The organism is Microbacterium sp. NPDC055357, assembly GCF_053644835.1.
In genome coordinates this window covers 20,580-44,139 of record NZ_JBSHLZ010000005.1, presented here as the reverse complement: position 1 = coordinate 44,139, position 23,560 = coordinate 20,580, and the positions used below count along the sequence as shown (strand labels likewise).

The window sequence follows — 23,560 nt, the reverse complement described above, 5'->3', positions numbered from 1 at the left end:
CCACCAGCCCGGCCGTTCGCCCGACCGCCCGACCGCCCGACCGCCCCACCGCCCGGCCGCCGCCACACGGCTACCCCGCGCGCCGGCACCGCTTGGCACGAGGCGCGGTACCGCTCTAGCGTCGGAGGTGCGCCGGGATCCCGCCCGGCCGGAAGGAGCGACCGTGGCGTACATCACCGTCGGCAACGAGAACTCGGCCGACATCGACCTCTTCTACACCGACCAGGGCACGGGGCAGCCGGTCGTGCTGATCCATGGCTTTCCGCTCGACGGCGAGTCGTGGGGCAAGCAGCAGGCCGCGCTGCTCGAGGCCGGCTACCGCGTGATCGCCTACGACCGCCGCGGCTTCGGCTGCTCGACGAAGGCCGGTTCGGGCTACGACTACGACACCTTCGCGGCCGACCTGCACGCGCTGATCGAAGACCTGGATCTCACCGACGCCGTGCTCGTGGGCTTTTCGATGGGCACGGGCGAGATCGCCCGCTACCTCTCGCGCTACGGCGCGGAGCGCGTCGCGAAGGTCGCCTTCCTCGGCTCGCTCGAGCCCTATCTACTCAAGACCGATGACAACCCCGACGGTGCGGGCCCCCAGGAGTTCTTCGACGGCATCGCGCAGTCGGTGCGCGAGGACCGCTACGCCTTCGCGCGCGGGTTCTTCGACGACTTCTACAACCTCGACGAGAACCTCGGCTCGCGCATCTCTCAGGAGGCCGTCGACGCGAGCGTGCAGACGGCCAACGCGGCCGGCAACACGGCGATCGCGGCGGCGCCCCTGACGTGGCCGACCGACTTCCGCGACGACATCCCGGCGGTCACGGTGCCCGCGCTCATCCTGCACGGCACGGCCGATCGCATCCTCCCCGCCGATGTGACGGCGCGGCGCTTCCGCGACCTGCTGCCCACCGCGACCTACATCGAACTCGAGGGCGCGCCGCACGGACTGCTGTGGACCCACGGCGCCGAGGTCAACGAGGCGCTGCTGGACTTCCTTTCCGCCTGACTCAACGGCCAGAAGAGAGGGGGATGCCGCGGCTTGCAGCATCCCCCTCTTCTTCTACTTCACCCTGATCTTGGTCTGCTCGGCAGGCGTGGCCCGCAGCACGTCGGACTGCAGCGTCGCGAAGGTCGACCACGTGCCCCACAGGAGACCCTTGATGGTGTAGTCGAACGTCACCGTGCCACCCGCCGACGGCGGCGCGGTCGTGACCCGCACCTCATCGCCCGCGGCGGGGAGCGTCGCGAGGGTCGCACCGCTCGTGCCGTCGCGGTTCTCAGCGCCGACGGCGACCGCCGACCCGGCGTCGCCGACGGCGGCACTGCCGTACGTGAACGAGATCCCTTCGGTCGCGCCGAGTTCGATCCAGGCCTGGAAAGAGTTCCTCGCGTTGCCGGTGTAGGTCGGCACGTTCTGCCAGTCCAGCACGAGCCACGACGTGACACCGTCGGTCAAGGATCCGACCCGCACGCCGTCGCCGGGGGCAGCCGCGGCGGGGTTGAGATCGGTCCACAGCGGCGAGAGCACGTTGTTGGGCGCGATGGGATCGGGGATGCCGTTGGGCTCGAAGCTGTGGTCGGCCGCCGTTCCGCCGCCCACGACGGCGTAGCCGTTCGAGTCCACCCCGATCCGCGTGTAGGTCTCACCCCCGTACTGGAAGGCGGGCACGTTGTAGTTGACCATCTCCTCGTCGCCGATCGCCGTGAGACCGATGCCGAATGCGCTCAGCGGGACGTAGCCCGCCGGCGACGAATCGGGCACGACCTCGACGGAAGCGATCGTCGGCGGGATAGCCGGCGCCAGGGTGCCGCTCCACTTCGCGCCGAGCAGCGTCTTCTTCGCCGGCGCGGTGACCGATCGCACCTGCAGGAGCGGGTTCGCCGCGACGTCGATCTTCGCGGCCACTTCGACCGGCAGGTAGTTCGACGCCGTCACGGTGCACGTCGACGTCGAGCCGCGGGCGATCGTCGTCGGGTCGCACGTCTGCGAGAACGTGATCTCGGCCTCACCGACGTTGGCAGCCACCGGCAGCACGACCGGGTTCCCCGAGCGGGGCGTGATCGTGATCTGCCCCTCGTGCCACCCCTCGTTCGCCTTGAGGGCGTCGAGGACGATCGTGAGATCACGCGACTTCTTCGGCGCGAGCGAGAAGCTCGACGGAATGACCGTGATCCGCACGCCCGCGTCACTCGTGGCTTTCACGGTGAACTGCTGCGTCTTGCCGCTGACGTTCGTCACGGTGCGCTTGGTCGCGACGGCGCCGGGCAGCGGGTCGACGTAGACGCTCGGGATGTTGAGGTCCACGCGGTGCAGCGGATCGGTCGCGCTCGCGGCGAAGTCGGCGGCCGACTCGCTGATCGTGAGCACGGGCGCGATCGCACGGTCGGCGCGGATCGATCCGGCCCCGCGGTCGAACACCCCGGCGGGCGAGCCGTCGACGTTCACGACCGCCTGCAGCGACGAGGTCATGAGCGCCGATTTGATCTGCCCCGGCGTCCACGACGGGTAGGCCGCCTTCACGAGCGCCGAGACCCCCGCCGCGTGGGGCGCCGACATCGACGTGCCCGCGATGGCCTGGTAGAGCTCACCCGGAGGGCCACTGGAGATCTCGGATGGCGTCGGCGTGTGCCCCGCGATGACCTGCACGCCGGGTGCCGTGACATCGGGCTTCAGGAAGTCGCCGACGGGACCGCGCGAGCTGAACGACGCCATGACGTCACCCGGCGCGACCGTGGCGGTGCCCGCCGCCCACGTCGCCGTGGTTCCCGGGTTCGCGTCGAGGAACGCGACGAGGTCGTCGTTCGGGCCCTCGAGCTGGATGGTCGGAAGGAAGTGGTTGTCGGTCTGCAGATCCTGCGGCTGGGGGTTGGCGAGGATCATGCCCGCCGCCCCGCCCTGCAGCGCGTAGTAGCCCTTCTCGACGCGTCCGCCGCTGTTCGCGCCGCCGCGGATGCAGAGCACGACCTGCCCCGCGACCGAGCCGGGCGCGAACGGCTCGTCGCAGTACTCCGTGCCGGGGTAGCCGGCGACGTCCTTCGTCTGCACGACCGGAGCGTCGGTGACGCCCGCCGTGATCGTCGTGCCGGGTTTGACGAACGTCGCGTCACCGGCACCGGCGAGCACGAGCGTCGACGTGAATGCGCGATCCGACGTCGAGGCGGCGACGGTCGTCGTCCACGGGCTCGCGTGGTCGAGCGTCGACGCGCCCGGTCCGGAGTTGCCCGCCGAGGAGTTGACCGTGACTCCCGCCGCGAACGCGTCGAGGAACGCGAGCTCGACGGCGTCATACGGATTCTGGCTGCCGCTGATCGAGTAGTTGATCACGTCGACGCCGTCGAGCACGGCCTGACCGATCGAGGCGAGCAGGTCGCCGTCGTATCCGCCGAGCTCCGCGAGCGCCCGATAGGCGATGACGGATGCACCGGGGGCGACGCCGCTGATCGCACCGCGATCGACGCCGAAGATCTCGGCGGACTCGACGTGACTGCCGGCGGCCGTCGTCGCCGTGTGGGTGCCGTGGCCGTTGGCATCGCGGGCCGAGCACACGTCGACGGTGCAGTACTCGCCCTCGAGAACGGGTCCCTGCAGCGCGACGTAGGTGTCGAGGAAGGCGTGTGCTCCGATGAGCTTGTCGTTGCATTCGAACGCGTCGCCGACGCTGCCGTCGCCGAATTCGCAGGCCCACGGTCCACCATCGGGGCGGTCGATGCCGTTGTCGCGCAGCATCGGGTGCTCGGGCCAGATGCCGGTGTCGATGACGCCGACGATGACGCCCTCGCCGGCCTTGTCGCGTCCGCCGAGCTTGGGCCACACGGCATCCGCGCCGATGAAGGTCGTCGCGTCGGCGTCGGGTGCGGGGGTCGTCTGCGGCAAGGTGACCGCGGCGCGCGGTGCGGCCGGGGTGGTCGTGGCGGGCGCCTTCTCGGGCGTCGCCGGGGCCTTCTCGGGCGTCGCCGGGGCCGACGGGTCGGGCGTCGGGGCTGACGGGTCGGGCGTCAGAGCCGGGTCGGCGGCCGGGGTCGCGGCATCCGATTGGCGCAGCGCGTTCTCTTGCACCGCGGCGACCGATCCCAGGGCGAGGACGTCCTTCGCGCGGTTCGCAGGGATCGTCATGGCGAACCCGCCGTAGACCGTCGCGTACGTCGCGATCATGCGGGCGCTCGGCACGAGCGCGAGCGCTTCGGCCTGTGCCGTCGCGATCTGCGCGTCGACGTACTCGGTGTACCGCGCGACGGCGGCGCCGCCGTCGGCGAGGGAGCGTCCCGTCGTCTCGGGACTCGTCGCGGCGTAGCCCTCCACGCCGCCCGCGTAGGAGGCGACGGGGTCGACGTCGACCTTGACGAGCACCGGCACGACCGCGGCATCGGCGCGCGCGAGCAGGTCGCCATCGCTCTGCGCGAGGTTGCCCGACGCGGATTTCGCACCGGCCTGCGGGGGGCCGTCCGGCGCGATCGGCGACGCGGTGAAGTCCGACGGCGGCGGCGCTGCCGAGGCGGGTACGGCGATCGCGCTGACCAGCAGCCCCGCCACGGACACACCGACGATGACGGCGCGAGCGTGACGGAAACGGGAATTGCTCATGGCACTCCTCAGAGGTGATCTGCGGAACGCACCGAGCTTGGGGAACAACATCGCATCCCGCTGTGCAACGGAGAATAAGCCCATTCCGTCGCGGGCACCAGAGGCCGGGGCCAGTCCACGCCCCCGCCGCCCCGAACCGACCGGGTCAGCTGAGCGCGGGGATGACCTCGCGCTCGAACATCTCCATGCCGGAGAGGTCGTAGGCCGCCTCGGGGAAATAGTGGATCGCGTAGCCCAGGCCGTGGGCGGCGCGCTCGGCCAGGCGCTCGGCGATCTGCTCGGGCGTGCCGAACGCGGGCGACGAGAGATAGTCGCGCTCGATCGTGTCGGTGCGCTCGTCGCCGAGGTGCGGGCGCAGCCGGTCGATGACCGCGGCCAGCCGATCGCGGGCTTCGGCCTCGGTCGCACCGACGATCGTGTTGAAGTTGGCGCTGCGGGTGATCTCGCCCGGGTCGCGGCCGATGCGCTCGCAGTGGCCGCGCAGCACGGCGCTCTTGTGCTCGAAGACGTCGAGGTCGTTCGCCGAGAAGTTCGTGTAATCGGCGTAGGTCGCCGCGATCTTGAGCGTCACCTTCTCGCCGCCGCCCGCGATCCACATCGGGATGCCGCCATCCTGCACGGGGAGCGGCTGCACGATCGCGCCGTCGACCTGGTAGTGCGTGCCGTCGAGCGTGGCGCTGCCGGTGGTCCAGGCCTGGCGCATGATGTCGACGCCTTCGCGCAGCATCCCCAGCCGATCGCCGATGGCGGGGAACCCGTAGCCGTACGCGCGCCATTCGTGCTCGTACCAGCCGCCGCCGATGCCCATCTCGACGCGTCCTCTCGAGACGTGGTCGACGGTGGCGGCGACCTTCGCGAGGTAGGCCGGGTTGCGGTAGCCCATGCACGTGCACATCTGCCCCAGGCGGACGCGGCTGGTCGACGCCGCGAACGCGGCCATGAGCGTCCAGGCCTCGTGCGTGGCCTCTTCGCTCGGCACGGGCGTCGTGTGGAAGTGGTCGTACACCCACAGCGACTCCCACGGGCCTTCGTCGGCGCGACGCGCGAGCGAGTCCATCACGTTCCACTGCTCGGTGGGCGCGATGCCCACGAGGTCGAAGCGCCAGCCCTGGGGAATGAAGGTTCCGAATCGCATGGGCCCGAGCCTATCGAGGCGAAGGCGTCGACAACTCCGGACCGATCCCCGTTTCGGGTCGCGCTCCAGGCCGGATCCGCGCGCTCATCCGGAGTTGTCGACGACCTCGGCGTGCGCCATGCGCTTGCGCATCACGGCGATCGCGGCGGGGTTGTCGTCGACGAGCACGGCGTGCCGGCCGAGGGCGGCAGCCACGGCCCCCGTCGTGCCGGAGCCCGCGAAGAAGTCGAGCACGCGATCGCCGGGCCGGCTCGAGGCCTGCACGATGCGGCGGAGGATCCCCTCGGGCTTCTGCGTGGGGTAGCCCGTCTTCTCGCGTCCGCTCGTCGGCACGATCGTGTGCCACCACACGTCGGTCGGCAGCTTGCCGCGCGCGACCTTCTCGGGAGTGACCAGGCCCGGCGCCATGTACGGCTCGCGGTCGACCGTCTCGGAGTCGAACCAGTACGCATCGGGGTTCTTGACGTAGACGAGGATCGTGTCGTGCTTCGTCGGCCAGCGGCGGCGCGTTTTGGCTCCGTAGTCGTAGGCCCAGATGAGCTCGTTGAGGAACCGGTCCCGCCCGAAGAGCGCGTCGAGCAGCACCTTGGCGTAGTGCGCCTCGCGGTAGTCCAGGTGCAGGTAGAGCGTGCCGTCGTCGGCGAGGAGCCGCCAGGCCTCTTCGAGCCGCGGCTCGAGGAACCCCCAGTAGTCGTCGAACCGGTCGTCGTAGGCACGCAGGTCTCCGCGCAGCCGCTCGTACTCCCGCCCGTGGAACCCCCGCCGTACGACCCCCCGCTGCTCGCCGCCCGCCTGCCCGCCCCCTTGACCGCGAGACTGCATTGGGCTGCCGAGACCGTGGGTATCACCCGCAGTCTCGCCGTGCGGTTGCAGTCTCGCGGGGATGGGCTCTGCGATCGCTGCGGGGAGAGGGGCGGATGCCGCGGGCCGAGGCACGCGCGCCGTCTCGAGTGCGCGCTCGCGTGGGCGGCCCGTGTTGAAGGGCGGATCGAGATAGATGAGGGTGAACGAGCCGTCGTCGAACCCGCGGATCACCTCGAGGTTGTCGCCGTGGTGGACGGTCACCGACCCTTCGGCAAGCTCAGGGACCGAGGCCGAGGCGGGGTCGGAGCACGACCCTTCGGCAAGCTCGGGGACCGAGGCCGGGGGCGTGCCGGGCACGGGATCCGAGGTCACGGCACGCGGTGCAGCCACGCGTCGGTCGCGAACTTCGACTCGACGAGCGCTTCTGCCGCGGCATACTCGTCGTCCGAGATCGACCCCGGCACGGCGCCGTAGAGGTTCGCGAACGTGTCGGTGAACCGCTCGATGATCGCCTCGCGCGACAGGCCCGTCTGCCGGCGCAGGGGATCGACCCGCTTGGCCGCCGACGTCGTGCCCTTGTCGCTCAGCTTCTCGCGGCCGATCCGCAGCACCTCGGTCATGACGTCGCCGTCCATGTCGTAGCTGAGCGTCGCGTGGTGCAGCACTCCCCCGTTGGCGAGCCGCTTCTGCGCCGCGCCGCCGATCTTGCCCTGCGGCGACGCGATGTCGTTGAGCGGCTGATAGGTCGCCTCGACCCCGACCGAGCGCAGCGCCTGCAGGACCCAGTCGTCGAGGAACGCGTACGAGTCCGCGAACGTCATCCCCGCGACGAGGGATGCCGGCACGTACAGCGAATACGTCACGATCGAGTTCGCCCCCATGAGCATCGCGCCGCCCCCCGAGATCCGGCGGACGACATCGAAGCCGTGGCGCGCAGCGCCCTCGGGATCGACCTCGTTGCGCAGCGACTGGAACGACCCGATCACGACGGCCGACTCGTCCCACTCCCAGATCCGCAGCGTCGGGCGACGACGCCCGTCGCCCACGCGCGTCGTGAGCACTTCGTCCAGCGCGAGGTTCATCCGCGGCGAGACGGGGCGCTCGTGCACGATCTCCCAGTCGAAGTCGCGCCATCCCGGAGCCGTCACGAGCGCGCGGCGCACAGCGGTACCGACCGATTCGGGCGTGAAGCCCAGCAGCTGCGCCCCCTCGGGGAGCGCCGCCCGCACCGCCGCGGCGATCGCCGTCACGTCGGACTCGACGGGCATCCCGTTGACGGCCGCGTCGATGTCGGCCAGGGCATCGTCGGGCTCGAGGAAGAAGTCGCCCGCGAGGTGGAAGTCGACGATCCGCCCGTCGCGCTCCTCGAGGTCGACGACGACGAGCTTGCCGCCCGGAACCTTGTACTCACCGTGCATGGCCCTCAGCCTACGGGCGCCGACGCGCCGCGCGGGTGGCTCGCAGGTTCGGGTCCGGCCGGACTGCTATCGTTGTGCCGCGGCCTGTGTGCCGCTGCGTCGTCGTCACGCTCCCCGGCATCCGAAGCCGTGGCTCATTACGAACGGCGAACCGATGCGCGATCCCGCGCCGTCGCCACCTCCGCACTGCTGCGTTTCCGCACGCGTGCACCACCGAAAGCACTCATGTCTTCTTTCCTCTCTCTCGGCGTGCCCGAGAACCTCTCCTCCGTCCTCGCCGCTGACGGCAAGACCGAAGCGTTCGCGATTCAGCGCGACACGCTCCCGGACTCGCTCGCCGGTCGCGACGTGCTCGGCCGCGGCCGCACCGGCAGCGGCAAGACCATCGCGTTCGCGCTGCCCCTCGTCGCCCGCCTGTCCGGCGCCGGTGCCGCCAAGCGCCGCCCCGGTCGCCCCCGCGGCCTCGTCCTCGCCCCGACTCGCGAGCTCGCGACCCAGATCGCCGCGACCATCAAGCCGTTGGCGGATGCCGCGGGCCTGACCGTCACGACCGTTTTCGGCGGTGTCAGCCAGAGGCCCCAGGAGCAGGCCCTCGGGCGCGGCGTCGACATCGTCGTCGCGTGCCCCGGCCGGCTCGAAGACCTCATGAAGCAGGGCGTCGCCAAGCTCGACGCCATCGAGATCGCCGTGCTCGACGAGGCCGACCACATGGCCGACCTCGGGTTCCTGCCGGGCGTCACCCGCATCCTCGCGGCCACGCCGTCGGGCGGACAGCGCATGCTCTTCAGCGCCACGCTGGACCGCGGCGTCGACAGCCTGGTGAAGCGCTTCCTCTCGAACGAGGTCCTGCACGAGGTCGACGAGTCCAGCGTCCCGCAGGGCGTCATGACCCACCGCGTGTTCGTGACGAGCTCCGACGACAAGCTCGCACTGGTCCGTCACCTCGCGTCCGGCCGTGGCCGCCGCATCCTGTTCACCCGCACGAAGCACCAGGCCAAGAAGCTCGCGAAGCAGCTCACGGCAGCGGGCATCCCGTCGGTCGACCTGCACGGCAACCTCGGCCAGAACGCGCGCGAGCGCAACCTCGCGGCGTTCGGCGCCCCCGTCGACAAGGGCGGCGTGCGCGTGCTCGTCGCGACCGATGTCGCCGCGCGCGGCGTGCACGTCGACGAGGTCGAGCTCGTCGTGCACGTCGACCCGCCCGTCGAGCACAAGGCGTACCTGCACCGTTCGGGCCGCACGGCTCGCGCCGGCGCCGAGGGCGTCGTCGTGACCGTCGCCACCGATTCGCAGCGCGGCGAGGTCAAGGACCTGCTGCGCAAGGCCAAGGTCACCGCGCCGCTCGAGCCCGTCCACGCCGCGCACGCTGCGGTCGCCGAGCTCGTCGGCGAGCCTGCCCCGCACGTCACGCCGGCTCCCGTCCAGCAGCAGCAGCGCCCCGCGGCGAAGAAGAAGCCCGCGGCATCCGGCGAGGGCCAGGGCCGTCCGGCGCGTGGCCGTTCCGGCGGACGCGGCAAGAGCACGACGGATGCCGCACGCCAGCCCGCTGCGGATCAGGCACGCTCGGGCGCGGGTCGCTCCGGCCAGGGTCGCGCCCGTTCGTCCGAGCAGCCCCGCAGCGGGGCTCCGGCCGCGCGCACGGGAACTTCGTCGAGCCAGCGCTTCACGACGGGTGCGACCGTCGCGGACATCCGCCGCAGCGCGCGCACGCCGAACCGCCGCGCCCGCGGCTGAGCACCAGCATCCCGGCTCGCCCGCGGCTGAGCACCAGCATCCCGGCTCGCCCGCGGCTGAGCACCAGTATCCCGGCTCGCCCGCGGCTGAGCACCCGCATCCCGGCTCGCCCGGTTCGGGGCGTCTTTCCACCGCGACACGCCGGCGGCCCCGGCGCGTCGCCACGGTTCTGCGCCCCGAACCCGGCTGTCACGACGGCCGGCGCGGGTGCGGGGTCAGCCCCGCACGGGCAGGCGCGCGTCGAGCCACGCGATCAGGTCGGCGCGCACGTCGGCCTGGACCGCTTCGTTGAAGATCTCGTGACGTGCGTCCGGGTACACGAGGGTCGTGACGTCGGTCAGCCCCGACCTCGTGCGGTACGCCTCGGCGAGCCGGTGCACGCTGCGGGGTCCGCCGACCGTGTCGTCGCGGCCCACCATGAGCAGCACCGGCACATCGTGTCCGAGCTCGCGCCGCGGCAGTCCGTACAGGCGCGACGCATCGAGCACGCCGAACAGCTTGAGCAGCGGAGTCGTCGTCGTGAGCGGGTCGTCGCGGAACGCCCTGCCCACGGAAAGATCTGACGACAGCCACTCGGTGCCCCAGGCATCCTTCGTCTTCCACGGCGCGTTCAGGTCGCCCGCGTTGAGCGCACCCGGCCACCGCAGCGCCGACCCCGACAGCACGACGGCGTCGTACGCGTCCGGGTGCGCGTTCACCAGCATCTGGGCGAGGAACGATCCCCACGAGTGGCCGAGCAGCACGAACGGCAGGCCGGGATTCTCGTCGCGGATGAGCTGCGTGAACTGCCACACGGCGGCGAGCGCAGCGGGCATGCCGCCCGGACCGAGCCGACCGAGCTTCGACGCGTCGCCGGCCCACTGCGTCATGCCCGTGCGGCCGTGACCGCGATGGTCGTCGGCGTACACCGTGTATCCGGCGTCCGTGAGCGCATCGATGAGCGCCGCGTAGCGGCCGGCGTGCTCGCCCACGCCGTGCAGCAACTGGACGACGGCCCGAGGCTCGCGCTTCGCGGGATGGACGTCGTAGACGATCGCGATGCCGTGTGCATCGATGAACTCGGGCATGCGATCGAGTCTAGGCATGCGGCATCCGCGAATTTACTTAACAACGATAATGACCTAAGCTAATGATCTATGCCTGATCCGGATGCCCCCATCGACGCCTCCGACCTGCGCAACGCCGTCTTCCGGCTCGCGCGACGCATGCGCACGCAGCGTGCCGTCGACACGATGAGCGACGGACAGTACGCCGTACTCGCCGCGCTGTGGGTGCACGGCGCGCACACTCTCGGAGAGCTCGCCGACCGCGAGCACGTGTCCTCGCCCGCCATGAACCGCACCGTCAACTGCCTGCAGGAGGCGGGCTACCTCGACCGCGCGCCCGACGAGAGCGACGGCCGCAAGGTCGTCATCGCCCTGACCGACGAAGGCCGGTCCGTCGTCGAAGAGACATCGCGACGCCGCGACGCCTGGGTCGACGCGGCGCTGGCCGATCTGACCGACGACGAGCGCGAGACCATGGCCCGTGCGGCCGGGATCATGCAGCGGATGGTGACGCGATGAGCCGCGGCACGTCGGCGATGTTCCGCTCCTTCTCGGTCTTCAACTACCGCGTGTGGTTCATCGGCGCCCTCGTGTCCAACACCGGCGCGTGGATGCAGTCGACGGCGCTCAGCTGGGTTGTCCTGACCGAGCTGACCCCGAACGACGCCAGCGCGATGGGCATCACGATGGCGCTCCAGTTCGCCCCGCCCCTGCTCCTGGTGGGCGTCACCGGCTGGGTCGCCGACCGGTTCGACCGGCGGCACCTGCTCATGCTGACGCAGAGCCTGCTCCTTCTGCTGGGTCTCGTGATCGGGATGCTGCTGCTCATGGGCGTCATGACGCTCTGGCTCATGTACGCGTTCGCCCTCGTGCTCGGTGTCGTCGCGGCATTCGACAATCCCGCGCGCCAGGCGTTCGTGTCCGACCTCGTCACGCGCGAAAATGCCTCGAACGCCGTGGCGCTGAACGCCGCGTCCTTCAACGGCGCCCGCATGATCGGACCCGCCGTCGCGGGCATCGTGATCGTCGCGGTGGGTACGGGCTGGGTGTTCGTCGTGAACGCCGTGACGTTCATCGCCATGATCGTCGCACTGCTGCTCATCCGGCCCGCTGAGCTCATTCCGCGCGTGCGGGCGCCGGGAGCCTCCCGTCTCGCCGACGGGTTCCGCTACGTCGCGCGTCGCCCCGACCTCGTCGTCGCGTTCGCGATGGTCTTCCTCATCGGCGCCTTCGGCATGAACTTCCCCATCTTCGCCTCGACCATGGCGCTCGAGTTCGGGCAGGAGGCCGACGGCTACGGCCTGTTGAGCTCGATCCTGGCGATCGGCTCCCTCGCCGGGGCCCTGCTCGCGGCGCGGCGCGACCGGGCACGGATCCGCGTCGTCATCGCGGGCACGCTGCTGTTCGCGACGGCCGCGGCCGTGTCGGCCTTCATGCCGACCTACTGGACATATGCCGTCACGCTCATGTTCACCGGCTTCGCCGTCGTGACGATGCTGACGACGGCGAACGGCTACGTGCAGACCACGACCGACCCCGCACTGCGCGGACGCGTGCTCGCCCTGTACATGGCGATCCTGATGGGCGGGATGCCGGTGGGCGCACCCATCGTCGGATGGGTCGCGGCCGAGTTCGGCCCGCGCGTCGCGATCGGCCTCGGCGCCCTCGCCGGCTTCGCCGCGTTCTCGATCGGGGCGATCTGGCTGCTCGCCTCGGGGCGGCTCAAGCGTCGCGAGGACAGCCGCTTCCGCCTGACGATCGACGAGACGCGACCGCTGATGGTCGTGCAGCCTGCGCCCGAGGAGTTCAGCGACGAGGTCGCCCAGACGACGCCGATCCGGGTCCCGGCAGCGGAACACAGCACCCCCCGACGCCCCTGACCCGATACCCGCGAGACTGCAACGGGCGCTCGAGACTGCGGGGTCAGCCCGCTGTCTCGGCGCCCCGATGAAGTGTCGCGGTCAGAGCGGGCGCGGTCAGGGCAGGCGCGGTCAGAGCGGGAGGTTCCGGGGCGGGCCGGGCCGCGGCATCCGGGTCAGCCGGTCGACGCGCGTCCGGTGGACTCGCGCACGATGAGCTCGGGCTGGAACACGATCTGCGCCCGGGCATCGCGGTCGTCGACCTCTTCGAGGAGCAGCTCCACGGCGCGGAACCCGATGAGCTCACTCGGCTGGCGGATCGAGGACAGCGGCACGACGGCGGCGGCCGCGAAATCGATGTCGTCGTAGCCGATGATCGCGATGTCGTCGGGCACCGAGGCGCCGCCCAGCATGACGAGCGCCTGCAGCACCCCCATCGCGAGCAGGTCGTTGGCGGCGAAGACGGCGTCCGGGCGATCCGCCGGGGCGCGGTCATGCACGCGCTCCCCCGCGGCACGCCCCGCGAGGACGCTCAGGGCGGGAGTCTCGATGATCTCGAGCGTCGCGCCGCCGTGTGCATCGACGGCACGCTGCGCACCCTCGAGGCGGTCGGCCACCTGGCGCACAGACGAGGGACCCCCGACGAACGCGATCCGCCGGCGTCCCGTCTCGAGCAGATGCTCGACGGCCAGTCGGCCCCCCGCCACGTCGTCGACCGACACGGAGGAGACATCCTGCTCATCGCTCGGCCGGTCGACGAGCACCGTCGCGATTCCGCGCTTGCGCAGCCGCTCGAGGCGGTCCGAGATGTCGTCGACGGGAGTGATGAGCACGCCGTGCACGCGCTGCTCCTCGAACAGATCGAGGTAGCCGGCCTCGCGCGCGGCATCGTCGTCGCTGTTGCCCAGCAGGACGGTGAGGTCGCTGCGAACGGCCCGCGCTTCGGCGCCGCGCGCGACGTCGGTGAAGAAGGGGTTGCGCACATCGAGCACGATCAGGCCGATGCTGCGGCTGCGTCCCGCGCGAAGCTGTCGTGCGGCGTCGTTGCGCACGAACCCGAGCTCCGCGATCGCGGCGTGCACGCGCTCGACGGTCGCGGGCGCCACCCGGTCGGGGCGGTTCAACACGTTCGAGACCGTGCCGACCGAGACGGATGCCGCGGCGGCGACATCCTTGATACTCACCGTCATGTGGGGCTCCTGCTCGACGCTGCGCTGCCGGGAGTTTATGGCACGCCAGGGACCATCCTCGCGCAGTGCACGACGCACGCGCACTCCGGGTTGCGCGCGTCGACTCCGAGGTCTAATCTTGAAACGATTCATGTCCTGTCATCCATCTCGGAAGGAGCCGGCTCGATGTCGAATGACCCCACCCCGCACCGTGTGTGCTTCGAACTGCGGATCCGGCCGGAGCTGATCGACGAGTACACGGCCCGCCACAGTCCGGTCTCCCCCGAGATGCTCGCCGAGATCGCCGCCGCCGGCCGCCGCAACTACTCCCTCTTCCTGGGCGAGCGCGGGCGACTCATCGGCTACTACGAGACCGATGACGACGCTGCCGCCCAGGCGTATCTCGCCGCATCGCCGATCGCCGCGGAATGGGAGGCCGAGATGGCCCGCTTCTTCGTCGACCTCGACGGTCGCCCCGACCAGGCGGCGACGACGCTCACCGAGATCTTCCACCTTCACGACCAGTTGGCTGCGGCCTCCGACAACGAAAGCTCCGCATCATGACGACGCTGTCCTCCGAGATCCTTTCGAACCTCGAACGGCAAGGCGTCGAGCTCCCCTCGTGGGCGTTCGGCAACTCCGGCACGCGCTTCAAGGTGTTCACGACCCCGGGAACCCCGCGCGACCCGTTCGAGAAGATCGCGGATGCTGCGCAGGTCAACCGCGTGACCGCTCTCGCCCCGGCGGTGGCGCTGCACATCCCGTGGGACAGGGTCGACGACTATGCCGCGCTGCGCCGCCATGCCGAAGATCTGGGCGTGGAACTCGGCACCGTCAACTCCAACACCTTCCAGGACGACGACTACAAGTTCGGCGCCCTGACCCACGAAGACGCCGCGGTCCGCCGCAAGGCGATCGATCACCATCTCGAATGCATCGACGTCATGGATGCCACGGGCTCGCGCGATCTGAAGATCTGGCTCGCAGAGGGCTCGAACTATCCCGGCCAGGCCGACCTGCGCGGGCGCCAGGACCGCCTGCAGGAGTCCCTCCAGGAGATCTACGCGCGCCTTTCCGGCGAGCAGCGTCTCGTGCTGGAGTACAAGTTCTTCGAGCCGGCGTTCTACCACACCGACGTTCCGGACTGGGGAACGTCGTACGCGCAGGTGGCGGCGCTCGGCGAGCGCGCGATGGTCTGCCTCGACACGGGCCACCACGCCCCGGGCACGAACATCGAGTTCATCGTGATGCAGCTCCTGCGCCTCGGAAAGCTCGGCTCGTTCGACTTCAACTCGCGGTTCTATGCCGACGACGACCTCATCGTCGGTGCCGCCGACCCGTTCCAGCTGTTCCGCATCCTCTTCGAGGTGATCCGCGGCGGCGCGCTCAACAACCCCGATGTGACCTTCATGCTCGACCAGTGCCACAACATCGAGCAGAAGATCCCCGGACAGATCCGCTCGGTGCTGAACGTGCAGGAGATGACCGCCCGGGCGCTCCTCGTCGACGGCGACGCCCTCCGCGACGCTCAGGTTTCGGGCGATGTGCTGGCCGCCAACGCGGTCTTCATGGATGCGTTCTACACCGACGTCCGGCCGGCACTCGCCGAGTGGCGCGAGACGCGCGGTCTTCCCGCCGACCCGATGGCCGCCTATGCGGCATCCGGCTATCAGGAACGGATCGAGGCCGAGCGCGTCGGCGGCGTGCAGGCCAGCTGGGGCGCCTGACCCCTACGGACCGGGCGGACGAGCGATACGATCGTTCAATGAACCTGTCCCACCGCGCCGCTCGGGCCCGCTGATGGCTACGATCCGCGATGTCGCGCGGCTTGCCGGAGTTTCCGCGGGGACGGTCAGCAACGTCCTGAATCGACCGTCGTACGTGCGCGCAGAGACGCGCGAGAAGGTCATCCGGGCGATCGACGAGCTCGACTTCGTGCCGGACCAGAGCTCGCGGCAGTTCCGCGCCGGCCGCACGCGCACGATCGGCATCGCCGTGGCCAACCTCGACAACCCGTTCTTCGTCGACGTCGCGCTCGGCGCCGAGCAGCTCAGCCGCGAACTCGGACTCGGCGTCGTGCTGTGCAACAGCGCCTACGACGCCGTGCGGGAGTCGCAGAATCTCGACCTGCTCGTGCAGCAGCGCGTGCAGGGCATCATCATCTCCCCCGTCGACGAGAACAGCTCCCGCCTGGAGATGCTGCGCGATCGCGGCGTGCCCATGGTCTTCGTCGACCGGGTCGGCGACGATCGCGACTGTTGGTCGGTCGTCGTCGACGACGGACACGGCGGACGCGCGGGGGCCCAGCATCTCATCGACCGTGGACACCGGCGCATCGCCTATCTCGGGCATCCGCATCGGTCGCCGAAGGTGCGGATGCGCTACGAGGGCGCGCGCGAGGTCATCGACCGGACGGCCGGCGACATCACGCTCGAACTCATCTCGACCGAGTCCTGGACGGTCGAGGAAGGACGCGCGGCCGGCGAGGCGCTGCTGGCACGGCAACCCGACAAGCGTCCCACGGCGGTCCTCTGCGCCAACGACGTGGTGGCCCTGGGCCTGCTCCAGCGGGTGACGCACGGCGGGCTGCGGGTGCCCGAGGATCTCGCGATCGTCGGCTACGACAACGTCGTGTGGTCCGAAGTGGGCGCCGTTCCCCTGACGACCGTCGCGCAGCCGCGCGCGCAGCTGGGTCGCACGGCCGTCGAGATGATCATGCACCTCATCGACAGCCCGCAGCGAAGCCCCCGAACCAACCACGTCGTTCTCGAGCCCGAGCTGGTCGTGCGCGAATCGACGTGAGGACGGCGAAGGGGCGGATGCCGCTCACGCGCGCATCCGCCCCTTCGTCTACCCGATTTAGAACGCGGGCTCGATGTCGTCCACGTTGTCGATCGTGACGACCGTCAGCGGGATCGGCAGACGTGCGTCGACCGTCTCGCCGTCGGCGACCTTGAGGATCGTCTCGAGGGCCAGCGCACCGTCTTCCACCGGCGACTGCAGGATCGTCGCGTAGAAGTGACCGGCCTTGATGGACGCGAACGCGTCCGCCTGGCCGTTGATGCCGACGATCACGGGGATCTCGGCAAGGTCACGGCCCGACTCGGTCCACGCGTCGATGAAGCCGCGGGCCATCGTGTCGTCGCTCGCGTAGACGCCGTCCATGTCGTCGCCGAAGCGCGTGATGAGGTCGCGGCTGGCCACGAGCGCCTTCTGCTGGTCGAAGTCGGCGTTCACCGACTGCAGGATCTCGATGCCCGATCCGAGCTCGTCGAGACGCTCGGTGAAGCCGTCGCTGCGACCGATGCTCGTGCCGTTGCCGGCCTGACCGGCGATGATGACGACGTTTCCTTCGCCGCCGAGCGCGTCGTTCATCGCGTCGGCCGACAGCACGCCCTCTTCGTAGACGTCGGGGCCGGTGAAGCTCGCGACGAGCTTGAGCGCCTCGTCATCCATCGGGGAGTTGATCAGCACGACCGGGATCTGTGCCGACTGCGCCTGGATGAGGCCCGGGATGTAGGCCTGCGGGTCGAGCGGCCACAGCACGATGCCGTCGGGGTTGCGCCCGATGCACGTCGAGAGCTGCTCGGTGCCGGTCTGGACGTCGAAGTCCTGGCTGAGCATCGTGACCTTGGCGCCTGCCTCATCGGCGGCGGCGAGGAACGCCTCGTTGGCGGGCGTGGCGTAGGCGTGCGACTCGGCTGCCGTGATGTAGCAGATCTCCTTGCCGGAGCCTGCGGCCTCGCCATCGGTCGAGCCGGAGTCGGTGTCTGCCGCGCCGGCGCATCCGGCGAGCAGCATCGCCGCTGACAGCACGGCTCCGCCGAACAGGAACTTCTTCTTCATGCGATCGTCCTTTCGATCTCTTGTGTGGTGTCTTTCTGTGCGCCCGGCCCCCGTCGTCGGAGGCGTCGCGCGAGTGCCGACAGGGAGAGGTCGACACCCTGCTTCGCGAAGGTGAAGCGGTCGAGCAGGATCAGAAGCAGCAGGATGCAGCCGGTCACGATGTCCTGCACGTAGGCGGGTACGCTCTGGTACTCCATCGCCGTCGTCAGAGCCGCGAGGGTCAGCAGACCGCCCAGGGTTCCCAGCGCCGAGCCGACGCCGCCCTCGAGCCGCGTGCCACCGATCACGACGGCCGCGATCGCGGTCAGCACGATCGTGTCGCCGAAGACGGGTGAGCCGGTGTTCGAGGCGATGCTGAACGTGACGCCCGCGACGCCGGCCATCGTGCCGCTGAAGACGAACGCGCCGAACAGGTAGGCATTGGAGCGCACGCCGCTCGCCGTCGCGCTGGCGGCGTTGCTGCCGACGGCGAACAGGTTGCGTCCGCCGACGCTGCGCGTCAGCCAGAAGTGCAGCAGGAGGATGAGCGCGAGGAACAGCAGCACACGCACGGACACCGTCCCCGCGACCGGCTGGGTGAGCGGAATGCCGAAGAACGGGTCCGTGCCGCTGACGGGCCGGGAATCGGTGATGAGGTGGCACACGGCGCGGAAGAACACCATCGTCGCGAGGGTCGCCACGAGCGAGTTGATCTTGAGCACGACCACGAGGACGCCGTTGATGGCTCCTGCCGCCATGGCGACCGCGATGCCCACGAGAGCCGCCGGGATCTGGCCGAGTGCAGGCTGCAATCCGATGGCCGCGATACCCGACAGTGCGAGGATCGCACCGCCCGAGAGGTCGAGTTGGCCGGCGATCAGCACGACGGTCAGACCGATCGCGAGCAGCCCCATCGTGGCGACGCGATCGACGCCGAGGCTGAGCGTGCGCCCTTCGAAGAACCCCGGCACGAACGAAGCCGACAGCACGAGGGTCGCGACGAGGATGACGATGACGCGGTAGCGCACGAGGCTCAGGAACACGACACTGTCGGTGATCCGATTCGACGAGGTGCGGATCATGATCGGCCTCCCTTCCGACGGAGGTACACATCGAGCGAGACGGCGGCCACGATGAGCGCGCCCTTGGCGATGCCCTGCACTGCGGTGGGCACGCCCTGCAGCACGAGGATGTTGTTGAGCAGCGCGACGAAGAGCAGTCCGCCGATCGCGCGCGGGATGCTGCCGGATCCGCCCAGGAGGCTGACACCGCCCACGACGACGGCCGTGATCGCGTCGAACTCGTAGCCGATCCCGATGCCGGGGCGTGCGGTCTGCAGCGTCACTCCGAGCAGCACGCCGGCCATGCCCGCGAGCCCCGCCGTCAGCACGAAGGCAGCGCCCCGAGTGAAGAAGAGCGGCACGGCACTCGCCCGCGTGGCATCCGGGTTTCCACCGGCCGCGTACACCCAGCGCCCCAGCACGGTGCGCGAGAGCACGAGGTGCCCGATGATCGCGACCACGAGGAACACCAGCACGATGACGGGGATCCCGAAGATGCGCCCGTTGAGGAAGGCCTGCGCTTCGGGGTCGCTGCCGTAGACGATGACGCCGCCGACGCTCCACTGCGCGATGCCGAGCACGATCGTGCCGACGGCGAGCGTCGTGATGACCGGGTTGATGCCGGCGTAGCCGATCAGGAGGCCGTTGACGACTCCGGCGGCGAGGGCGGCGAGGATCGCGACGAGAGCTGCCGGGATCGTGCCCATGATCGGCTGCAGGCCGAGCACGAGGATCGCTCCGACGGCGACGGTGGCCGGCACCGAGAGGTCGGCGAGGCCTCGCGTGATGAAGACGAAGGTCATCCCGACGACGATGACGCCGAGGATCGAGATGTTGATGAGGACGTTGGTCAGGTTGCCGATGCTCAGGAACCGGTCCGACAGCACCGACCCCACGATGAGCAGCAGCACGATGCCGACGGGCATGCCGATCCAGGGACCGATGCGCGAGAGCGCGCTGCCCTTCGTCAGGCGGTCGCCCGATCGGGTCGTTTCGGTCTGCGCCCGCGTGGGCGCGTTCGATGAGGTCATTGCGTTACCTCTCCGGTCGCGGCGTGCATGACAGATCGCTCGTCGGCGTCGGCGCGGTCGAACTCCGCCGATACGCGGCCTTCGTGCAGGACGTAGATGCGATCGCTGACGGCGAGCACCTCGGGAAGCTCCGACGAGATGAGCAGGATGGCCACGCCCTGGGCGGCGAGCTCGCCGATGATCGTGTGGATGTCGGCCTTGGCACCGACGTCGACTCCGCGCGTCGGTTCGTCCAGCAGCAGCACGTCGGGCTGCGTCGCGAGCCACTTCGCGATGACGACCTTCTGCTGGTTGCCGCCGCTGAGGGTGCTCACGGCGCGCTCGATGACCGGCGGGGAGACCCCCAGGGCGTCGACCTCTTTCCGCGCGAGGGCGCGCTCGCGCCGCGACGAGATCCAGCTGGCCGAGCTCACCTTGGCAAGCACGGGCAGCGCGATGTTGTCCTTGATGGATGCCTCGGGGATGATGCCGTCGCGCTTGCGATCCTCGGGCACGTAGGCGATGCCGGCGTTGACCGCTTTGCGCGGACTGCGGACGCGCGCGTCGGAGCCGTTGACACGGACCGTGCCGGCGTCGGCGGTGTCCAGGCCGAAGACGGCGCGGGCGACCTCGGTCCGACCGGCGCCGACGAGGCCCGCGAGACCGACGATCTCGCCCGCGCGGACCGTGAGCGAGACGTCTTCGAAGGCGCCCGAGCGGCTGAGTCCCTCGAGCTCGAGCACGACGTCTCCGATCGGCACGTCGCGCTTGGGGAAGACATCGGTCAGGTCGCGCCCGACCATGAGGGTGATCATCTCGGTGGCGGTCAGCCCCGACGCGGGCCGCGTCTCGATCTGACGGCCGTCGCGCAGCACCGTGACCTGGTCTGCCAAGTCCAGCACTTCGCGCAGGCGGTGGCTGATGTAGATGATGGCGATGCCATCGGCACGCATCGTGCGGATGACACGGAAGAGCGCCTGCGCCTCGTGCTCGCTCAGCGACGACGTCGGTTCGTCGAGCACCATGATCTGAGGGCGAGCGGCGTACGCCTTGGCGATCTCGACCAGCTGCTGCTGACTCACCGTCAACGACCCGAGACGAGCCCGCGGGTCGATCCGCGCATCGAGCGCGTCGAGCACGGCACGGGCGGACTCGAGCAGCGCGCGACGACGCACGATGCCGAATCTCGACGGCGTGGCCCCCAGGGCGATGTTCTCGGCCACGGACAGGTCGGGCACCAGATTGAGTTCTTGGTAGACCATGCCGATGCCGCGTCGCCGGGCATCCAGCTGACCGGAGATCCGCACGCGTTCGCCCGACAGGGCGACCGAGCCGGCGTCGGGCTGGTAGACCCCGGCGAGGATCTTCATCAGGGTGGATTTTCCTGCGCCGTTCTCACCGACGATCGCGTGGACTTCGCCGGGTTCGACGACGAGATCGACATCGGACAGCGCCTTGACGCCGGGGAACGACTTCGAGATCCCCCGCATCTCCAGTGCGGGCACACTCATGCCGACTCCTTCCTCTTCGCGCCGCGCGCGCGGCTGGGTCCGGCGTCGATCTCGATGGCGTACGACACCGACTCGCCCGGCTGCAGCTCGGGCAGGACGCCTTCGCTGCGGGCCGTGGCGCGGCCCCTGCTCCAATCGACGTTCACGGGTTCGAGCCCGAGCACGTAGTGACCTTCGCCGAGCATCTTCCACTGGTGAAGGCCCGGCAGCGTCTTCGTGTCGAACCTGATCGCCAGACGCACGTCGCGTTCCGGGTTGTCCACCGAGACCTCGGCGAAACCCTGATCGCGGAAGTCGTGGCGGAACACCTGCTCGGCATAGCCCCGCGTGGGCGCTGAGAGCTCGTGCCAGCTCGCGACTCCGGCTTCTGCGGTCGCGTCTCGCGGGGTGACGGCTGCGGACGGGATCCGCAGCACGGCATCCTCCGAAAGCAGCGGCCAGCCAAGATTGCAATGGTAGAGCACCATGTGACCGGCCGGACGCGAGTCCTCGTTCGTCACGGTGTCGTCGATCCGGATGACGGAGCCCCCCAGGTGCGCTTGGATGCGGCGGCGGAGGACGAGGTTCTCCCCGAACACCGAGGCCTGCCGCACCTCTCCCTCGATGACGATCCCGTCGTCGAGGACCTGCGCACGCGTGAGGGTCGCCGGTGTCGAGCTGATCCGGCCGTGCATGGGGTAGTCCACGCCGTCCTCGCTCGTCGGCGGCCCGAACGAGTCCAGGCCGCACGTCGTCAGCAGGCCGCCGCCGAACGCGCGGAGCCAGTCCATGCCCACGTCGTGGGTGTGGGCGGGCGCGCCGATGCCGACCGGCGACATCCAACTCAGCGGAGTCCCTCGGAAGGTGACCTGGCCGAGGTCCATCGCCCGGTCAGGATGCACCTCGAAGGACAGTCCGCCGCCGGTGTCGACGCGGATGCGGCGAGCGCCGCGCGCCGGACCCTGCGTCTCGGTGAACTCGTCGATCCGAGCGATCTGAGCGAGTGAGCCGATCCGCCGTCGCGCCTCGCCGAGGTCGACGCCGAACAGCTCTGCCGTGCCGGTCATCTACAGTCCCAGTTCCCCGCGCTCGGCGCTCAGCTGGGCGCTGCCGGGACCGAAGTGCTTGAGGATGACGAGATCCTCGGTCGAAGATTCGTTGACGACTGTGACACCGGCCGAGGCCGCGGATGCCGTCACGAAGAACTCGTCGGATGAGAACTGGCCGTACCGGATCGAGCTGATCGCGGCGAGGGGCTGGCCGTTGATCGTGCCGCGGCCGCCGACGGCCACGAGGCCGTACGCGTCGGTCTCACCGACCGTCACGGCGCCACCGGGGCGGACCGTCAGCTCCTTCGCGCTGAACGCGGGCGAGCGATACGTGATCCACTTCTCGACGTAGTCGGGCGTCGCGGCGCGGACGCTCGCGACGGTCTCGACGGGCGGAGTGAAACGGTGGCTCCAGAACTCCGGGTCGACGTTGCGCTCCCAGTCGACGAGCTCGACGATGAAGTCCAGGTCGCCGACGCGATCGTCGGGTACGTCCTTCCAGAGCAGTTCGTCGCCGACCTCGCGGTTGTTGGACCAGGACTCGGTCATGGCGAAGACGTCGCACGCCGCCTGCGGCTCGTACGTGCACATGCTGGCGGGAGCGTGCAGGATGCCGGCGGGCACGTCCCATCCCGTGCCGGGGGTGATGCGGTACGCCTTCGACAGGTCGGTGATGCGGTTGTCGCCGCCGCGCAGGAAGCCGGCGAGCTTCTCGCGCAGCTGATCCTTCGTGACCTCGGGGTGCAGGCCGAAGAAGGTGTACGGGAACTGACCGCCGTGGTTGTTCATCTGCGTCGGGAAGTAATAGGCCTCGGGCTTGCCGGGCTTGCCCACGAGGGCCGCGTGCTCGTCGCGGTGGTGGATGTGGAAGGGCAGCGGGAACTCGTTGTCGAAGAACTTGGAGTACATCGGCCACAGGCCGTGCGAATCCCACAGCCCGCCAATCGCGTCGCCACGGAAGTGCGCGATGAACTCGTCGAACGGGATGACGTTGCCGTCGGGGTCGCGCACGAGGCTGAGACCCTCGAACGGGTCGGTGCGCGGACCGTTCTCAGCGCGGATGGCGCTCGCGAGCCAACGCTCGTCGATTCCGCCGCGGTCCTTGCCGAGCGGGAAGTAGTCGTCGGGGTGGAGGCGGATGCGGCGACCCGGCGTGCAGAACGAGCGGGGCACCCAAGCGGGGGCCAGTGACAGAACGCCGCCCGAGGCATCCATCGCGCGCTCGATGGCGGTTTCTGTGCTCGTGACGTTCTCGTAGGGCCCGGCGTTCGCCATTTCTCACTCCTTCGTGACGTCATATCTCGACGTCGATGTCCATCCGGCTCACTTGGGTTCAATGAACCTTTTGTGATTCAGTGAATCTAACAAAGGGTCCTCGAGAGCG

The 23,560-nt window shown here is 69.8% G+C and carries 19 protein-coding genes; 7 read left to right on the top strand and 12 right to left on the bottom strand.

Annotated features, from left to right (window positions below):
• Positions 1-163 precede the first annotated feature (163 nt).
• Positions 164-1,000: an alpha/beta fold hydrolase gene (locus tag ACWICD_RS08495; protein ID WP_454139917.1), complete on the top strand. Its 837-nt coding sequence runs from the start codon at positions 164-166 to the stop codon at positions 998-1,000.
• Positions 1,001-1,054: 54 nt separating this feature from the next.
• Here ACWICD_RS08495 and ACWICD_RS08490 read toward each other — a convergent pair whose 3' ends face one another.
• The 4 genes from ACWICD_RS08490 to ACWICD_RS08475 all read right to left on the bottom strand — a co-directional run bounded on the left by ACWICD_RS08490 (position 1,055) and on the right by ACWICD_RS08475 (position 7,933).
• Positions 1,055-4,576, bottom strand: coding sequence for a S8 family serine peptidase (locus ACWICD_RS08490; protein WP_454139916.1), 3,522 nt, complete (start codon positions 4,574-4,576; stop codon positions 1,055-1,057).
• Between the two features lie 145 nt (positions 4,577-4,721).
• On the bottom strand, positions 4,722-5,711 hold the full coding sequence (locus ACWICD_RS08485) for an LLM class F420-dependent oxidoreductase (protein ID WP_454139915.1): 990 nt from the start codon (positions 5,709-5,711) through the stop codon (positions 4,722-4,724).
• 84 nt (positions 5,712-5,795) lie between these two features.
• On the bottom strand, positions 5,796-6,905 hold the full coding sequence (locus ACWICD_RS08480; RefSeq protein ID WP_454139914.1) for a DNA-methyltransferase: 1,110 nt from the start codon (positions 6,903-6,905) through the stop codon (positions 5,796-5,798).
• Entirely contained in the window at positions 6,884-7,933 is a 1,050-nt protein-coding gene (locus ACWICD_RS08475; protein WP_454139913.1) for a lipoate--protein ligase family protein, read from the bottom strand. The genes ACWICD_RS08480 and ACWICD_RS08475 overlap by 22 nt, the downstream gene beginning before the upstream one ends.
• A 225-nt stretch (positions 7,934-8,158) precedes the next feature.
• Between ACWICD_RS08475 and ACWICD_RS08470 the strand changes: the two genes are divergently transcribed.
• A complete protein-coding gene (locus tag ACWICD_RS08470; RefSeq protein ID WP_376127699.1) occupies positions 8,159-9,667 on the top strand; it encodes a DEAD/DEAH box helicase in 1,509 nt (502 codons plus the stop codon).
• Between the two features lie 215 nt (positions 9,668-9,882).
• Here the strand turns inward: ACWICD_RS08470 and ACWICD_RS08465 are convergent, their stop codons facing one another.
• The gene (locus ACWICD_RS08465; RefSeq protein ID WP_376127697.1) at positions 9,883-10,734 is read right to left on the bottom strand and encodes an alpha/beta hydrolase; all 852 of its coding nucleotides are present in this window, start codon (positions 10,732-10,734) and stop codon (positions 9,883-9,885) included.
• Between the two features lie 69 nt (positions 10,735-10,803).
• Here ACWICD_RS08465 and ACWICD_RS08460 point away from each other — a divergent pair, with 69 nt between their 5' ends.
• Entirely contained in the window at positions 10,804-11,232 is a 429-nt protein-coding gene (locus tag ACWICD_RS08460) for a MarR family winged helix-turn-helix transcriptional regulator (RefSeq protein ID WP_376127696.1), read from the top strand.
• Positions 11,229-12,593 (top strand): MFS transporter, encoded by a 1,365-nt coding sequence (locus ACWICD_RS08455; protein ID WP_376127694.1) that lies wholly within the window; start codon positions 11,229-11,231, stop codon positions 12,591-12,593. Before ACWICD_RS08460 ends, ACWICD_RS08455 begins: the two co-directional genes overlap by 4 nt.
• A 155-nt stretch (positions 12,594-12,748) precedes the next feature.
• Here the strand turns inward: ACWICD_RS08455 and ACWICD_RS08450 are convergent, their stop codons facing one another.
• Entirely contained in the window at positions 12,749-13,762 is a 1,014-nt protein-coding gene (locus tag ACWICD_RS08450; RefSeq protein ID WP_376127692.1) for a LacI family DNA-binding transcriptional regulator, read from the bottom strand.
• Positions 13,763-13,927: 165 nt separating this feature from the next.
• Between ACWICD_RS08450 and ACWICD_RS08445 the strand changes: the two genes are divergently transcribed.
• From ACWICD_RS08445 to ACWICD_RS08435, 3 genes are all read left to right on the top strand, one after another.
• On the top strand, positions 13,928-14,305 hold the full coding sequence (locus ACWICD_RS08445; RefSeq protein WP_376127691.1) for an L-rhamnose mutarotase: 378 nt from the start codon (positions 13,928-13,930) through the stop codon (positions 14,303-14,305).
• Positions 14,302-15,468 carry an L-rhamnose isomerase gene (gene rhaI / locus ACWICD_RS08440; protein WP_376127689.1) on the top strand — a complete coding sequence of 389 codons (1,167 nt, stop codon included), beginning with the start codon at positions 14,302-14,304 and terminating at the stop codon, positions 15,466-15,468. The genes ACWICD_RS08445 and rhaI overlap by 4 nt, the downstream gene beginning before the upstream one ends.
• A 73-nt stretch (positions 15,469-15,541) precedes the next feature.
• Positions 15,542-16,543, top strand: coding sequence for a LacI family DNA-binding transcriptional regulator (locus tag ACWICD_RS08435; RefSeq protein WP_376127687.1), 1,002 nt, complete (start codon positions 15,542-15,544; stop codon positions 16,541-16,543).
• Positions 16,544-16,600: 57 nt separating this feature from the next.
• Here ACWICD_RS08435 and ACWICD_RS08430 read toward each other — a convergent pair whose 3' ends face one another.
• Genes ACWICD_RS08430 through ACWICD_RS08405 form a run of 6 tightly spaced genes read right to left on the bottom strand, consistent with a single transcriptional unit; the run spans position 16,601 to position 23,451 of the window.
• Positions 16,601-17,587, bottom strand: a complete 987-nt coding sequence (locus ACWICD_RS08430; RefSeq protein ID WP_376127685.1) for a sugar ABC transporter substrate-binding protein — start codon at positions 17,585-17,587, stop codon at positions 16,601-16,603.
• Positions 17,584-18,648 (bottom strand): ABC transporter permease, encoded by a 1,065-nt coding sequence (locus ACWICD_RS08425; protein WP_376127683.1) that lies wholly within the window; start codon positions 18,646-18,648, stop codon positions 17,584-17,586. Before ACWICD_RS08425 ends, ACWICD_RS08430 begins: the two co-directional genes overlap by 4 nt.
• Positions 18,645-19,658, bottom strand: a complete 1,014-nt coding sequence (locus ACWICD_RS08420) for an ABC transporter permease (protein WP_376127681.1) — start codon at positions 19,656-19,658, stop codon at positions 18,645-18,647. Before ACWICD_RS08420 ends, ACWICD_RS08425 begins: the two co-directional genes overlap by 4 nt.
• Complete coding sequence (locus ACWICD_RS08415; RefSeq protein ID WP_376127679.1) at positions 19,655-21,148, bottom strand: sugar ABC transporter ATP-binding protein; 1,494 nt, start codon at positions 21,146-21,148, stop codon at positions 19,655-19,657. The genes ACWICD_RS08420 and ACWICD_RS08415 overlap by 4 nt, the downstream gene beginning before the upstream one ends.
• Entirely contained in the window at positions 21,145-22,194 is a 1,050-nt protein-coding gene (locus ACWICD_RS08410) for an aldose 1-epimerase family protein (protein WP_454139912.1), read from the bottom strand. The genes ACWICD_RS08415 and ACWICD_RS08410 overlap by 4 nt, the downstream gene beginning before the upstream one ends.
• Positions 22,195-23,451: a hypothetical protein gene (locus ACWICD_RS08405; RefSeq protein WP_376127676.1), complete on the bottom strand. Its 1,257-nt coding sequence runs from the start codon at positions 23,449-23,451 to the stop codon at positions 22,195-22,197. It lies immediately after the preceding gene.
• Between the last annotated feature and the right edge of the window lie 109 nt (positions 23,452-23,560).

Coding starts and splice junctions, on each gene's coding strand:
- ACWICD_RS08455 (WP_376127694.1), top strand. CDS start 11,229: ATGAGCCGCGGCACGTCGGCGATGTTCCGCTCCTTCTCGGTCTTCAAC.
- ACWICD_RS08405 (WP_376127676.1), bottom strand. CDS start 23,451: ATGGCGAACGCCGGGCCCTACGAGAACGTCACGAGCACAGAAACCGCC.
- ACWICD_RS08460 (WP_376127696.1), top strand. CDS start 10,804: ATGCCTGATCCGGATGCCCCCATCGACGCCTCCGACCTGCGCAACGCC.
- ACWICD_RS08410 (WP_454139912.1), bottom strand. CDS start 22,194: ATGACCGGCACGGCAGAGCTGTTCGGCGTCGACCTCGGCGAGGCGCGA.
- ACWICD_RS08435 (WP_376127687.1), top strand. CDS start 15,542: ATGGCTACGATCCGCGATGTCGCGCGGCTTGCCGGAGTTTCCGCGGGG.
- rhaI (WP_376127689.1), top strand. CDS start 14,302: ATGACGACGCTGTCCTCCGAGATCCTTTCGAACCTCGAACGGCAAGGC.
- ACWICD_RS08470 (WP_376127699.1), top strand. CDS start 8,159: ATGTCTTCTTTCCTCTCTCTCGGCGTGCCCGAGAACCTCTCCTCCGTC.
- ACWICD_RS08430 (WP_376127685.1), bottom strand. CDS start 17,587: ATGAAGAAGAAGTTCCTGTTCGGCGGAGCCGTGCTGTCAGCGGCGATG.
- ACWICD_RS08450 (WP_376127692.1), bottom strand. CDS start 13,762: ATGACGGTGAGTATCAAGGATGTCGCCGCCGCGGCATCCGTCTCGGTC.
- ACWICD_RS08490 (WP_454139916.1), bottom strand. CDS start 4,576: ATGAGCAATTCCCGTTTCCGTCACGCTCGCGCCGTCATCGTCGGTGTG.
- ACWICD_RS08420 (WP_376127681.1), bottom strand. CDS start 19,658: ATGACCTCATCGAACGCGCCCACGCGGGCGCAGACCGAAACGACCCGA.
- ACWICD_RS08475 (WP_454139913.1), bottom strand. CDS start 7,933: ATGCACGGTGAGTACAAGGTTCCGGGCGGCAAGCTCGTCGTCGTCGAC.
- ACWICD_RS08485 (WP_454139915.1), bottom strand. CDS start 5,711: ATGCGATTCGGAACCTTCATTCCCCAGGGCTGGCGCTTCGACCTCGTG.
- ACWICD_RS08445 (WP_376127691.1), top strand. CDS start 13,928: ATGTCGAATGACCCCACCCCGCACCGTGTGTGCTTCGAACTGCGGATC.
- ACWICD_RS08425 (WP_376127683.1), bottom strand. CDS start 18,648: ATGATCCGCACCTCGTCGAATCGGATCACCGACAGTGTCGTGTTCCTG.
- ACWICD_RS08415 (WP_376127679.1), bottom strand. CDS start 21,148: ATGAGTGTGCCCGCACTGGAGATGCGGGGGATCTCGAAGTCGTTCCCC.
- ACWICD_RS08465 (WP_376127697.1), bottom strand. CDS start 10,734: ATGCCCGAGTTCATCGATGCACACGGCATCGCGATCGTCTACGACGTC.